This window comes from Prochlorococcus marinus XMU1412, from assembly GCF_017696315.1.
In the GTDB taxonomy this organism is placed as follows: Bacteria; Cyanobacteriota; Cyanobacteriia; order PCC-6307; family Cyanobiaceae; genus Prochlorococcus_A; species Prochlorococcus_A marinus_AF.
Genome location: NZ_JAAORJ010000001.1, coordinates 248,732 through 262,160 on the forward strand (window position 1 = coordinate 248,732; position 13,429 = coordinate 262,160).

14 protein-coding genes are annotated in these 13,429 nt (G+C 33.1%); 9 read left to right on the plus strand and 5 right to left on the minus strand.

Annotated features, from left to right (window positions below; all coding sequences use genetic code 11):
- Positions 1-10: 10 nt before the first annotated feature.
- Positions 11-301 (plus strand): DUF3181 family protein, encoded by a 291-nt coding sequence (locus HA152_RS01365; protein ID WP_209132794.1) that lies wholly within the window; start codon positions 11-13, stop codon positions 299-301.
- Here the strand turns inward: HA152_RS01365 and murJ are convergent.
- On the minus strand, positions 298-1,881 hold the full coding sequence (gene murJ, locus HA152_RS01370) for a murein biosynthesis integral membrane protein MurJ (RefSeq protein ID WP_209132796.1): 1,584 nt from the start codon (positions 1,879-1,881) through the stop codon (positions 298-300). The two genes, HA152_RS01365 and murJ, sit on opposite strands and share 4 nt — an antisense overlap.
- A 70-nt stretch (positions 1,882-1,951) precedes the next feature.
- On the opposite strand from murJ, the gene sfsA reads away from it, so the two are divergent.
- The 4 genes from sfsA (at position 1,952) to HA152_RS01390 (ending at position 6,283) form a co-directional block, all read left to right on the plus strand.
- A complete protein-coding gene (sfsA, locus tag HA152_RS01375) occupies positions 1,952-2,692 on the plus strand; it encodes a DNA/RNA nuclease SfsA (protein ID WP_209132798.1) in 741 nt (246 codons plus the stop codon).
- A 180-nt stretch (positions 2,693-2,872) separates the two neighbouring features.
- Complete coding sequence (locus HA152_RS01380) at positions 2,873-4,333, plus strand: ammonium transporter (RefSeq protein ID WP_011817755.1); 1,461 nt, start codon at positions 2,873-2,875, stop codon at positions 4,331-4,333.
- 89 nt (positions 4,334-4,422) lie between these two features.
- Entirely contained in the window at positions 4,423-5,619 is a 1,197-nt protein-coding gene (locus tag HA152_RS01385; protein WP_209132800.1) for a 4-hydroxy-3-methylbut-2-enyl diphosphate reductase, read from the plus strand.
- A 103-nt stretch (positions 5,620-5,722) separates the two neighbouring features.
- The gene (locus HA152_RS01390; protein WP_209132802.1) at positions 5,723-6,283 is read left to right on the plus strand and encodes a DoxX family protein; all 561 of its coding nucleotides are present in this window, start codon (positions 5,723-5,725) and stop codon (positions 6,281-6,283) included.
- Position 6,284: 1 nt separating this feature from the next.
- Here HA152_RS01390 and purH read toward each other — a convergent pair whose 3' ends face one another.
- The gene (gene purH / locus HA152_RS01395) at positions 6,285-7,838 is read right to left on the minus strand and encodes a bifunctional phosphoribosylaminoimidazolecarboxamide formyltransferase/IMP cyclohydrolase (protein WP_209132805.1); all 1,554 of its coding nucleotides are present in this window, start codon (positions 7,836-7,838) and stop codon (positions 6,285-6,287) included.
- Between the two features lie 33 nt (positions 7,839-7,871).
- On the opposite strand from purH, the gene HA152_RS01400 reads away from it, so the two are divergent.
- On the plus strand, positions 7,872-8,489 hold the full coding sequence (locus HA152_RS01400) for an alpha/beta hydrolase (protein ID WP_209132807.1): 618 nt from the start codon (positions 7,872-7,874) through the stop codon (positions 8,487-8,489).
- On the opposite strand, the gene HA152_RS01405 is transcribed toward HA152_RS01400, so the two are convergent.
- The gene (locus tag HA152_RS01405) at positions 8,486-8,854 is read right to left on the minus strand and encodes a DUF3155 domain-containing protein (protein WP_011817760.1); all 369 of its coding nucleotides are present in this window, start codon (positions 8,852-8,854) and stop codon (positions 8,486-8,488) included. The genes HA152_RS01400 and HA152_RS01405 overlap by 4 nt on opposite strands.
- Before the next feature lie 252 nt (positions 8,855-9,106).
- Between HA152_RS01405 and HA152_RS01410 the strand changes: the two genes are divergently transcribed.
- Positions 9,107-10,243 carry a sensor histidine kinase gene (locus HA152_RS01410; RefSeq protein WP_209132809.1) on the plus strand — a complete coding sequence of 379 codons (1,137 nt, stop codon included), beginning with the start codon at positions 9,107-9,109 and terminating at the stop codon, positions 10,241-10,243.
- Here HA152_RS01410 and HA152_RS01415 read toward each other — a convergent pair.
- Complete coding sequence (locus tag HA152_RS01415; protein WP_209132811.1) at positions 10,221-10,961, minus strand: adenosylcobinamide-GDP ribazoletransferase; 741 nt, start codon at positions 10,959-10,961, stop codon at positions 10,221-10,223. The two genes, HA152_RS01410 and HA152_RS01415, sit on opposite strands and share 23 nt — an antisense overlap.
- Positions 10,962-11,059: 98 nt before the next feature.
- On the opposite strand from HA152_RS01415, the gene tgt reads away from it, so the two are divergent.
- On the plus strand, positions 11,060-12,178 hold the full coding sequence (gene tgt, locus HA152_RS01420; protein WP_209132813.1) for a tRNA guanosine(34) transglycosylase Tgt: 1,119 nt from the start codon (positions 11,060-11,062) through the stop codon (positions 12,176-12,178).
- A 34-nt stretch (positions 12,179-12,212) separates the two neighbouring features.
- Positions 12,213-12,353, plus strand: a complete 141-nt coding sequence (locus HA152_RS01425) for a photosystem II reaction center protein K (protein ID WP_002805418.1) — start codon at positions 12,213-12,215, stop codon at positions 12,351-12,353.
- A 26-nt stretch (positions 12,354-12,379) separates the two neighbouring features.
- Here the strand turns inward: HA152_RS01425 and HA152_RS01430 are convergent, their stop codons facing one another.
- Entirely contained in the window at positions 12,380-13,384 is a 1,005-nt protein-coding gene (locus tag HA152_RS01430; protein ID WP_209132815.1) for a Gfo/Idh/MocA family protein, read from the minus strand.
- Between the last annotated feature and the right edge of the window lie 45 nt (positions 13,385-13,429).

Below are 13,429 nucleotides of genomic sequence, written 5' to 3' on the forward strand. Positions count from 1 at the left end.
ATATATATTTATGGACTCTCAGATACGTATAAGTGATCTAGAAAATGTTATTTCTGAAAAGGTTTTTATTAAAATAGAAAAGTGGAATTTGTATCTTGGAGACGCTGGCCTAGCTAGGCATCTTGCTATTGAATGTATCAGCAATAAAGATCAAGGCCCATTGGAGGCTGCAAAATTAAGTTTGAAAGCAATAAATGTAAAAGTAGGGGATGGAGTTAATAGTATTCCACTGATTAATTTAATTACTTCTTCACAAATTTTAGAATTAGAGGAGATTTTGGAAATTTTTTTTAAAAACTAAATCTCTTTTTTTGAAACTTTAAATTTATTTACTTTCAAGTATTTTGTAAGTAAATAATAAATCACAAAAAAAGTTAGAGTTCCAAATATTAATAATAAAAATTCCGCGAGATTTGAATTGAAGTTATTCTTAGTTTGGAGAATAGTAAAACAAAGTGTGCTGTCTATAAATGCTGCTAATGACATGAGGCTAATTTTCCTCAATAATTCCAAGTTAGGCAAAATTATATTTTCATTGCGCAGATTGAAAGAAAGAAAAATACAAACTATAAAGTTGACTATTACTGAAGATAAAATTATTCCCACGATTCCAAAATTATAAGGAGAAAGATACCCAAAATTCTTAATTGGGGCACCAATTAAAAACCAATCAAAAAAAATATTAAATATTATTCCTGCAAATGAAGACTTAAAAGGAAAGTTTGTTTTTTCTATTGAATAGTAAGTTCTTACTAATAAATCTCTATAAAGATAAAATGGTATGCCAACTGCATAAGCAATTAATATATTTTTTACTTTTAAAGTTGCTGAATAATCAAAAGATCCTCTTTGAAAAACTAATTGTACGATTTGATTATTGAATGTTATGAAAAATCCCGTTAAAAAAATAGCTGTCAAGAAACAGTACTCTACCCCAGATATCAATTTTTTTTGGAGACCTCTTTTGTCTTTTTCACTTCTCAATTTAGAGAATTTTGGAAGTAATGGCAGAATTAAGGAGTTAGATAATATGCCTAAGGGGGCTTGTATAAGAAAGTTTCCGTAAGCTAGTCCAGATGCTGCGCCTTGAAAACTTGAAGCGAAAAACATATCGATAAAAACATTAATTTGACTTAGACCTGATGAGATAGATGCTGGAATAATTAGTTTGAAAATCCTCCTCTCTTCATCTTTAAATAAATTGAAGGTTGACTCTAATCTTAAGAGACCAATTTTATTTATTTCCCAAATTTGAACAACAAACTGAATTAAAGTACCTGTCAAAGTTCCAAATGCCAGTAATCCCGTGTAAGTAAAGAAATTAGAAGATGTATTTTCTTGGTTGAAAATCCAACTAAATAAAATAAAAAAAATAATAGTTACGCTTGTTATTGCTGGACTTATACTTGATAAAAAGAATTTTTTTTGGGAATTTAAGGCGCCAAAGCTTAAACCTATGAAGCCGGATAAAGGGATGCAAGGTGTAAGTATTTGTAATTGGTAAGTGGCAATAGATTTAGTTTCGTAACTTAAATTCGGGGCCAATAAATCAATTAATAAACTGGAATTGGAGTAAATCAAGATGGCTAAAATTAATAATAATATTGAAAGTTTTATGCTTACTTGAGTTAAAACTATCCCTCCATTTTTTTTGTTAAGCGGAGTTAAAACTGCAACGACTGCGTTATGCAATGGACCATTGATACCCCCAATGATTATTAGCAAAAAACCAGGAATTATATATGCATAATTAAATGCGTCGTATGTTATTCCAACCCCAAAAGCAGCAGCTATAAATATTTGTCTTATACATCCAGCTAATTTACTTAGACAAGTACCAAACGAAATTGAAAAAACATTATTTTTTAAAAATGATTGCATTTGGATTCGTCTATATTTTTCAATAACTTTAAGTTTCAATTATATTTGATTTTTAACTAACGACATATTTATGAATGATCGGATAATTGATTTTGATCCATTAATTGAAGGGGTTTTAATTAAGAGATATAAAAGGTTTCTTGCAGATATTGAATTAGAGAGTGGAGAGGTAGTAACTGCTCATTGTGCTAATACTGGCCCAATGAAGGGACTTTTGAGTGAGGGAGCAAAAGTAAGAATAAGTGTTTCCCCTTCTCAAAAAAGGAAATTACCTTTCACTTGGGAGCAAATATGTGTTTTAAATGCAAAAAATGAGGAGGTTTGGGTAGGTATTAATACTCTGTTCGCAAACAAGTTAATCAAAAAGGTTATTGAGAAAAATCTGCTTATAGAAATAATAGGTGAAATAGAGACAATTAAATCTGAAGTTCCTTATGGAGAAGATAAAAAAAGCAGAATTGACTTTTTTTTAACCCCTAAATCTTCAAATCCTGATAAACGTAACATTTACATAGAGGTTAAAAATACGACTTGGATTAAAGAAAATGTAGCTCTATTCCCAGATACAGTCACGAAAAGAGGCCAAAAGCATCTCATGGAATTAAAGAAATTAATTCCTGTAAGTAAAAGTGTTTTAGTACTTTGTATAACGAGAAAAGACGCTTGTTTTTTTGCCCCTGGAGATGATGCAGATCCCTTATACGGCAATCTTTTTAGAGAATCTCACAGTGCAGGAATGATAACTATCCCATGTTCCTTTGAATTTCATAAAGACCACGTATCATGGAAAGGAATTAAACCTTTGAAATAAATAAAATCTTGATAATTTGAAACTCTTAAAAAAAAATTTTTTAAATTTAACAGATATAGTTTTAAGGCGCAACTATTAAATTGGTAACAACGACTACTAGACACTAATAAGTTTTTTGAGCAAAATTGAATATGAAAGGAAACAGCACAAACTGTTTTTTTGCAGATCTAATTTTTTTTTATGACCACTGCTTTGCAAACGCCTCAAAGGCGCTCTAGGTCCAGACTACAAGATGCAAGTCTTGTTAATGGACCTATGCTCCTTTTGAGGAGTATTCGAGGATTTAGTTCAAACCGCTCAATGTTGTGGCTTGCGACTGTTCCTTTAGCTTTGTTTGGTTTAGGTATTTTTAATCTTTCAGCTCACGCAGCTGATTTACCTGAGTTGAATGCAGCTTTTCTTGCTAACAATTTATGGCTTTTGATCGCTACTATTTTAGTGATCTTTATGAACGCTGGTTTCGCTATGGTTGAGGCAGGTATGTGTCGTTCTAAGAACGCGGTAAACATCCTTGCTAAAAACCTATTCGTATTTGCTCTAGCTGTAACCTCTTATTGGTTTATCGGCTATTCATTAATGTACGGAGGTAGTGTTGCTGACGGATGGCTTTATTTTGGAGGCTTATTTTTTGATCCAACAGTTACTGCAGATATGGTAACTGATGCTGGATTAGTCCCAACAGTTGATTTCTTGTTCCAGTCTGCATTTGCAGGAACTGCGGCAACTATCGTATCCGGTCTTGTTGCTGAAAGAGTTAAATTTGGAGAATTTGTTGTTTTTGCTGTCGTATTAACTGCATTTATATATCCAATTGCTGGTAGCTGGAAATGGAATGGTGGTTGGCTTGATTCTTTAGGTTTTGTAGACTTTGCTGGTTCTTCAATTGTTCACTCAGTTGGAGCATGGGCGGGTCTTGTAGGAGCTATGCTTCTTGGACCAAGAATTGGCAAATACTCTGATGGGAAACCACAGGCTATGCCAGGACACAACATGGCTATAGCTACTCTAGGTGCATTAGTTCTATGGATAGGTTGGTATGGATTTAACCCCGGTTCTCAACTTGCTATGGATCAATGGGTTCCATATGTTGCTGTAACAACTACTTTGGCAGCAGCAGCTGGTGCTATTGGTGCAACTATTGTTTCAACATTAACTTCTGGAAAGCCTGATCTTACAATGATAATTAACGGAATCCTTGCTGGTTTGGTTAGTATCACTGCCGGTTGTGGTGATATGACTCTTGCTGGAGCCTGGTTTGCAGGACTAGTGGGAGGAATAATTGTTGTATTTTCAGTTGCAGCACTTGATGCCGCTGAGATCGATGATCCTGTAGGCGCATTCTCTGTTCACGGAGTTTGTGGTGTATGGGGTACTGTTGTTATCGGTCTTTGGGGTACAGCTGTACAAGGTGATGGAGCAGGTATGGGATTGTTCAATGGCGGAGGTATTACCCTTCTTCTAGTTCAAGCTCTTGGTGCCGCAGCTTATGCTATTTGGACACTGGTTACTTGCTGGATTGCCTGGTCTGTAATTGGAGGATTATTCGGTGGAATCCGAGTATCTGAAGAGGAAGAGACTCAAGGCTTAGATATAGGAGAGCATGGAATGGAAGCTTATCCAGACTTTGCATCTGCTAAATAATCTAACTAAAAATTAATTTAAGAAACCTGACTTATGTCAGGTTTCTTTTTTTTTACGAAAAATTATTTAAAACGTTGTAATATAGGAAAATGGATACTCAAGCTTTTAGACGATCCCTTCATCATTCTGATAGATACAATAGAAGGGGTTTCGATTCTCCAACAAAAAGAGCTCAAGCGTTAGAAGAAGCTTACCAAAGTGATTTGATAAGTTCTATTAGAGATAATAATTTTACTTACACTAAAGGTAGACTAAATATTAAGTTGGCCCAAGCCTTCGGTTTCTGTTGGGGAGTTGAACGAGCCGTTGCAATGGCTTATGAAACTAGAAGACATTACCCAAATGAGAATATTTGGATAACAAACGAAATAATTCATAATCCCTCGGTTAATGATCATTTAAGAAAAATGAATGTAAAATTCATCTCAGCTAAAAATGGAATTAAAGATTTTTCTTTAGTTTCTAATGGGGATGTTGTGATACTCCCTGCTTTCGGAGCTACTGTTCAAGAAATGAAACTCTTGCATGAGAAAGGTTGTCATATCATTGATACAACTTGTCCATGGGTTTCTAAGGTTTGGCATACAGTTGAAAAACATAAAAAACATGTTTTCACATCTATTATTCACGGAAAATTTAAACATGAAGAGACTCTCGCTACAAGTTCATTCGCGGGTAAATATTTAGTTGTACTTGATCTAGAAGAAGCTAACTATGTTTCTAACTATATTCTGGGGAGAGGTAATAGAAATGAGTTTATGAATAAATTTGCTAAAGCTTGTTCTAATGGATTTGATCCTGATAAAGATTTAGATAGAGTGGGAGTTGCAAATCAGACAACTATGCTTAAGAGCGAGACTGAGGAAATTGGAAAGGTTTTTGAAAGGACGATGTTGAAGAAATTTGGACCAGAAAACTTAAATAGTCACTTTTTAGCTTTTAATACTATTTGTGATGCAACTGAAGAAAGGCAAGATGCAATGTTCTCTTTGGTTGATGAAGACCTTGATATTTTAGTAGTTATTGGGGGCTTTAATTCTTCTAATACTACTCACCTACAAGAAATAGCAATTAATAAAAATATTTCTTCTTTTCACATTGATACACCAGAGAGGATATCAGTTAAAGAAAACTCAATATTTCATAAACCATTAGGTTCAGAATTAGAACTTAAAAATAATTTTCTACCTAATGGAAAAATTAATGTTGGAATTACCTCAGGTGCATCTACTCCTGATAAGGTTGTTGCAGATGTTATTGAAAAGTTAATTGATATTGCTTCCTGAATTTGTTATTCATTTATAGATTTGCTTAGTTTTTTTAATTTATTAGTAAGATAATTCCAAAAAATCTACTTTATTAACTAGAATAATGAAAAATTAATGAAGTATGGAAGACAAAGCACAAACTAATCAGGTTCAAACTGCAAGTATGAATAGAACTAAAGCGCCCCAAAAAGTTGAAGTTGTAGTTGCCAATTCATCGTCAGGGTCAGAAGTAAATATCCTTGGAGAACTATCGATTTTTGTTTTAAGAATCGGCTTTTGTGCTTTGATGATTCATCATGGCCTAGAAAAACTTCAGGATCCGCAGGGTTTTGCTGAGTTTGTAGTTGGTAAGTATTTCCCATTTTTGCCTGGTGATCCTGTTATTTGGACTTTTGGAGCAGCAATTACTCAACTGGTATGCCCATTTGGATTGGCTTTAGGGATTTTTGCGAGGCTTTCTTCTCTTGGTCTATTCTCAACCATGGCATTTGCAGTTTATTTTCATCTCCTTGATACTGGACTAGAAGGTTTTCCTTTGGCAGTTGTTGAAGGTCATAATTATGCTTTCGAATTGTCTTTTATATATGGGGCTATTTCTCTCTACTTTCTTTGTGCAGGTCCAGGCAGGTTATCTTTATTCAGAAAAACTAACAAGATTACATATTATCCAAAATCAACATAATTTAATGTAAGAAGTGCCTTTTTTGCGTAAATACCATTGAGATTTCTTTTAAATTGCACATGTCAATACTTTCTTGATCTCTTAAACTTCCTCCAGGTTGGATAATAGCTTTTATTCCATACTCATTTGCTAGTTCTACAGTATCTGCAAATGGGAAAAACCCATCGCTGGCCAAGACAGCACCAGAACATAACCTGCCAGCTGATTTTAATGCAATTTTTGCTGCTCCAACTCTATTCATTTGACCAGCTCCAATACCAATAGTTTTTTGGTCTTTTGCAATAACAATGGCATTAGATTTAACGTGTTTACAAATTTTCCATGCAAAATTTAGATCTAAGTTAATTTGATTACTAGGCTTTTTATTAGTTACTGAAATCCAATTTTCAATTTTTTCTTCACTATCGTCAGTATCTTGAACTAGTAATCCTCCCATTATTGATTTAGTAGAATTTTGATTCTTTTTTGGAAGTTGATCTTTTGAAAACTTTAAAATTCTTAAATTCTTTTTAACTTTTAAAATTTCTAAAGCTTTCTCATCAAAAGATGGAGCGACGACACACTCTAAGAAAATATCTTTGAGGTGAATTGCGGTCTCACTATCAATATTTGAATTAAAAGCGACTATTCCTCCAAAGGCACTAACAGAGTCGCATTCCAAAGCATTCAAAAACGCTTTAGAAGCTGAATTACTTATAGAAGCACCACACGGATTATTGTGTTTTAAAATGACAGATGCAAACATGTCGGTTGTAGGTTCATCTTTTTCTGCGTAGCCAAATTCTAAAACTGTTGAAAGTGCCGACTCTAGATCTAATAGATTGTTATAACTTAAGTCTTTTCCTTGTAATTGTTCTGCTGAGTTCCATCCAACGTTACTAAAACCATACCAGAAAGCTTTTTGATGCGGATTCTCCCCATATCTTAAGGTTTTGATTAGTGGATAAGATTCAATATATTTTGAAGATTGTAAATCTCTTTCTTTGCTTATCCAATTAGATATTGCAGTGTCATAGTCTGCTGTATGTTGAAAAGCTTCAAGGGCTAATTTTGATTTATATGAGTCTTTCAATTCACCTTTTTTACTTTCTTCAAGAAAATTTTGATACTGACTAGGATCTACTAAAACGGAAACATCTTTATGATTTTTAGCTGCAGAACGAATCATAGATGGCCCTCCTATATCGATATTTTCAATAGCATCTTCCCATTTAGCTCCCTGATCTACAGTTTTTTTAAAAGGATATAAATTTACAACAACTAAGTCAATTAACTCAAGATTGTTAGCTTCTACATCTTTTTTATGTCCCGCATCAGTTCTTTTAGCTAATATCCCCCCGTGTATTTTTGGATGTAAAGTTTTAACTCTACCTCCAAGAATTTCTGGAGAATTAGTAAAATCAGCAACTTTAATAACTGGAATTTTTGCCTCTATAAGATGTTTGGCAGTTCCTCCACTTGATAGAATTTTATAATTAAATTGCTCTACCAATTCCTTACAAAATGGGATTATATTTTTTTTATCAGAGACACTCACTAAAGCTAATGGAGACATTATGGGAAAGTTTACTTACCTAAGAATATAAACATGAAATATGCTATTAATCATGAATTTGTCTCGATTAGCTCTCAAACTGCAACTCATAGAATTATTTTGATGCATGGTTGGGGAGCTGATTCAGATGATCTTTTATCATTTGGAAAGGAGATGACTGAAAAAATAAATCTTGATTTTGAGGTAATTTCTTTGAGGGCTCCTGGATTACACCCAAGCGGTCAGGGAAGACAGTGGTATGGATTATACCCACATGATTGGAATGGAGCTGAGGTTGAAGTAAATAAACTTTTAGTTACATTAAATAAATTTGATACTTACCAGATTCCACTAAGAAAAACAATTTTGTTGGGATTCTCTCAGGGGGCGGCAATGGCAATTGATGCGGGATTCAAGTTAAATTTTGGATTAATTGTTGCTTGTAGTGGTTATCCTCATCCCAACTGGGACCCGAAAGAAAAATTCTCGCCATTGATTATTAGTCATGGTTTATTTGATAACGTTGTGCCTATAGATGCTTCTAGGACTATTTATGAAAAGGTAAAAAGTAAGTCTTCTAAATTTTGTGAATTATTAGAATTCGATGGATTTCATCAAATTGATTCAAAATTAATAAATTTTATAAGTTCAAATATAAGTAATATTTTTTAAACAAAAGCATATTCATATTCTTCAATCTCTTCCCAATCATCTGCAGTAAGTTCTAGACCCTCAAATATTTTTTCTTCACCAATTCCTTCAACTACAACTTTTAGTGATGGAAATAGAAAATGATTTTCTTCAGCATATTGGGCGCTAAATAACCCTTTTTCACCCCAAAAAAATCTATCGGTGGTGTGTTCATTTCTTCTGACATTGAAAACTGAAGGCGCAGAAAGACCATTTTCAGCTATGAATCTTCTTGCTGCTGTAACTGGTTTATGTTTACCAGTTTCGATATGATAAATAGGTACATGAGCCATTACTCTTTGGCCAGCCAATCTCCTTCTGCTGATTCTTTTTCTTTTTTTTGACATTGATTGGTACTCCTGAAATTATTAATGAGATTAGTCTTATTTATTTTTACTAATCTTATATATGTGATTTAAAATTCACTTCAAATTACATAGAGGACCCATCAACCCCTGATGTAGCTTAAAATATGAATAAATATTCATATTTAAGGCTGGCTAAAGTCAGACCTCTTTATATATCTTAATACTTTTTTCATATTTTACAAGCCCTTTTTCAAGTTTTTTTTAAAAAAATTTCTCAAAATTTCATTAATTATGAATCTTTCAAAAAAATTTGAAGAACTCATTTTAAAACAGCTAGAGAGTTTTGGTTGCTCAATGGGCGTGACTAATTTAGTAATGTATCTTGCTTCAGCTAAGCAAGGAACTAAAGCATCTTTTGAGATGATTGGTCAATGGCCACAAATTGATAGGCTTCTTACTTCAATAGAAGATGATCCTTCACTAAAGGTTTCATCGCCTAATAGAAGATGGTACCCGCTACAAGAAAACGATATTCTACTTGGTGTCCTTAGGGTAGAAACTGATTTAAAAGGAGGGAATTGGCCAGTATCTCTAGATTCTAGATTAAAAGCGCTTTCAATATCTTTAGCTAAATGCGTCTCTATCGAATTAGAACGTCAAAATAAGAATGAAGAAATCAATTATTTAAAAAATCAGGTCAATGTCATAATCCATCAATTAAGGAATCCATTGGCCGCTATTAGGACATATGCAAAATTACTAATAAAAAGACTTGGTTCAGATGATGATTCTATTGAAATAGTCGAACGCATGATAATAGAGCAAAAACAAATTAATCAATATATGAATTCTTTTGCGAAATTAAATTCACCTGTTCAACTTCCTCTTGAAATTGGAGAAGAAAGATTATTATTACCACCAAATTTAGATAATAAAAAGGTAATAACTGTTCAGAGTTTATTGAGGCCAATATTAGAAAGAGGTAAAGCTAATGCGGACTTAGAGAATAGAGATTGGACTGAACCTTCTCTTTGGCCAGATTGGACTATTTCGCCATTAAAGGCAAAATACGCTGTAATTGCTGAAATTGTGGCCAATTTATTAGAAAATGCGTTTAAATATGCCCAAAAAGATGCTGAAATTGGACTCGCAATTACGAGTAATGGACTTTGTATATTTGATGATGGTAAAAAAATATCCAAAAATGAAAACGAGAAAATTTTTGAAAAAGGTTTTAGAGGATCTGCCGCTAAAAAGAAGGACGGCACTGGTGTGGGACTTTTTTTGGCGAGGAAATTAGCAAAACAAATTGGAGGAGATTTGAGATTGCTGGAAAACAAATCGATTGATAATACTGAGAAATCAAAAAATCTTAAGAAGAAAAATATTTTCTATTTAGAACTACCTATAAAAGAATTGCATGCATAAATAACATTGCAGTTTCAACTAGTACAACACTTGCACCGCAGGCATCTCCATTGAAGCCCCCAATTTTATTACCTAGTATGTTTGGGATATAATAGCTTAAACAAATACCAATCAAAATAAGAATTAAAAATTTAATTAATATTGCTTGGGATGTAATTGAAACAAATTGGTATGCAATGAAAATTAAAAGAAAAATAATGGAGATCAAAGATTCTTTTTTAAATCCATTCCAAAACTTTTTGTGACTAATAGATTTTTTCTTATAACTCATATATTTAAACTTTTCAATAAAAAATAAATTTGAAAATCTTCCCCAAAATAAGCATATAGGTAAAACAAAAATTATTAGGCTTTGAATTTTTAATATGCAAGCAATTTGAATTAGAGTTATAAAAACTAAAGCTTGCACTCCAAAGGAACCAACTTTACTGTCTTTCATGGCTTTTAAACGTCTCTTTTTACCTGCAAAAATACCATCGAAAGTATCCATTAAACCATCTAGGTGTAGACCGCCAGTAATTAAATATCCCGAAGCCAAACAAATTAATGCAGATGCATAAATTGACCAAGAGTTTGTTCTTAAAAAAAGAAAAATATAACTCTGTATTGTCCCAATAAAAAATCCTATAGGAGGTGCAAATTGTGCAATATTTTTAAATTCGGGATTAATTAAAGGGATCTTTGGAAATGTCGTATAGAAAATCCAAGAGCCTGCCAAATTTTTTATTAAATATTTTTTGATGAGATAAAAATAGATTCAATATTAAATAATAGGTTAGATTAATGAAAAAGGATCAAAAAATTTTATAAAATATCGTGTTTGAATTTGAAATTACATGTAATTGCAGTAGAACAGGCGCAAGAACTGGTATATTTCATACACCAAATGGTTTGGTAAACACTCCAAAATTTATGCCTGTGGGTACTTTGGCAACGGTTAAAGGAATTTCATCTAAGCAGTTAACCTCTACAGGATCAGAAATGATTCTCTCAAATACCTTTCATCTTCATTTACAACCTGGAGAAAAATTAGTTAAAGAATCTGGCGGAATACATAAGTTCATGAATTGGCCTAATCCTATTCTTACTGATTCAGGAGGATATCAAGTTTTTAGTTTGGCTAAATTAAACAATATTTCTGATAAAGGTGTGGAATTTAAAAATCCAAGAGATGGTAGTCATGTATTTTTATCACCTGAAAAAGTAATACAGATTCAGATGGATCTTGGATCGGATGTTGCGATGGCTTTTGATCATTGTCCTCCGCATACAGCTAACGAAAATGATATTGAGGATTCTTTACGAAGGACTCATTTATGGTTGCAAAAATGTGTTGAGACTCATCAGAAATCCAATCAAGCATTATTCGGTATAGTTCAAGGTGGTAAATATCCGAAATTAAGAGAATATAGTGCAAAATATACAACTTCTTTTGATCTTCCTGGGATAGCAGTGGGAGGTGTAAGTGTTGGAGAGGCAGTCGAAGAAATCCATAGTGTAATTAATTATGTCCCGAAATTCTTACCAATAAATAAACCAAGATATTTAATGGGAATTGGCTCTTTAAGAGAAATTTCTTTAGCAGTTGCTAATGGATTCGATATATTTGACTGTGTTTTGCCTACAAGACTAGGAAGACATGGGACTGCATTTTTTAATGATGAAAGATTGAATTTACGAAATGCTCGATTTAAAAATGACTTTTCTCCGATTGACAAAACTTGTAAATGCGAAACCTGTAAGCACTATTCTCGTGCATACATACATCATCTAATTAGAAATGATGAAATATTAGGTCTTACACTAATAAGTTTGCATAATATTGCCCATTTAATAAGATTTACCAATGCAATTTCTGCTGCAATTAAAGATAATTGTTTTACAAATGATTTCGCTCCTTGGAAAACATCCTCTATTGCTCACCATACGTGGTAACGTCTTATCATAATTAATTAAATTATCAAAAAAGGTGCTCATTCTACTTAATACATTCGCTGAATTGCCTGAGGCTTACAAGGCCTTTGCTCCAACTGTTGATGTTCTTCCACTTATTCCTTTATTTTTCTTTTTGTTGGTATTTGTTTGGCAAGCTGCAGTTGGATTTAAATAAAATTCTCTTAGTTTAGATTGTCAGTATTAGAATGGATTTTCAAGTAAAATCGCATCTCCAGAATTTTCTACAGCACACTCTATAAAATCAGCAATTTTTAAAGCTCTTGAGGCTTGCTCACCATCTACCTCAGGAATTTCTTTGCCTTGAACACATTTAAGAAAATGCTCAAGTTCCGCATAAAGAGGTTCAATGGAGGTTGTGCTAACTTCTTCGACATATCCATCATTTCTATAAACTAATTCGCCATGTTCTGCAGTATATGATTCATGAGACTTTCGATGGATTTGTAAAGAGTGATTTAGGAAATCAGTTTCTACTAAACCATTTTGACAGTGAGCACTTAAACTTCTAATTTTTTTGTGACTCATTTTGCTGGCAGTTAAGCTTGCAATAACATTATTTTTAAAAACTAAAGTAGCATTGACATAATCTATTAATCCTTCGCTATTTCTGCCTCCAACAGCTGCTAATTTTTGTATTTTTGAGTTTACAAGCTCTAAAACAAGGTCAATGTCATGAATCATTAAATCCATTACTACAGATACATCATTTGCTCTGTCTGCATGAGGACTATGCCTCCTTGCTTCTAAAACAACAATTTCTTCATTATGTACTATTTTATTTAATTCCCTAAAAGCAGGATTAAATCTCTCAATATGACCAACTTGTAATAGACAGTTACTTGCATTAGCAGCCTCTATTAAGGATTTTGCTTCTAATTCGTTAGCTGCAATTGGTTTTTCAATGAGTACGTTAGTGCCTCCATTGAGACAATCTAGTCCTACTTTTTGATGAAGTAGTGTAGGCACAGCTATGCAGATAGCATCAACTTTTGGAATTAAGTCCTTGTAATCTTTGAACCATTCACATTGAAATTGTTCAATAGCTAATTTACCTCTCTCTTCATTTGGATCTGCTACTCCAATGAGATTTGCATCTTTAAGCAAACTTAGTACTCGTGCATGATGCCAGCCCATATTCCCTATACCTATGACTCCAACCTTTACGGGTGATGAGGTTGGTTGCATAATTTCAAATCCATTTATTTATTATCATTATCCTCCATGGGGAGC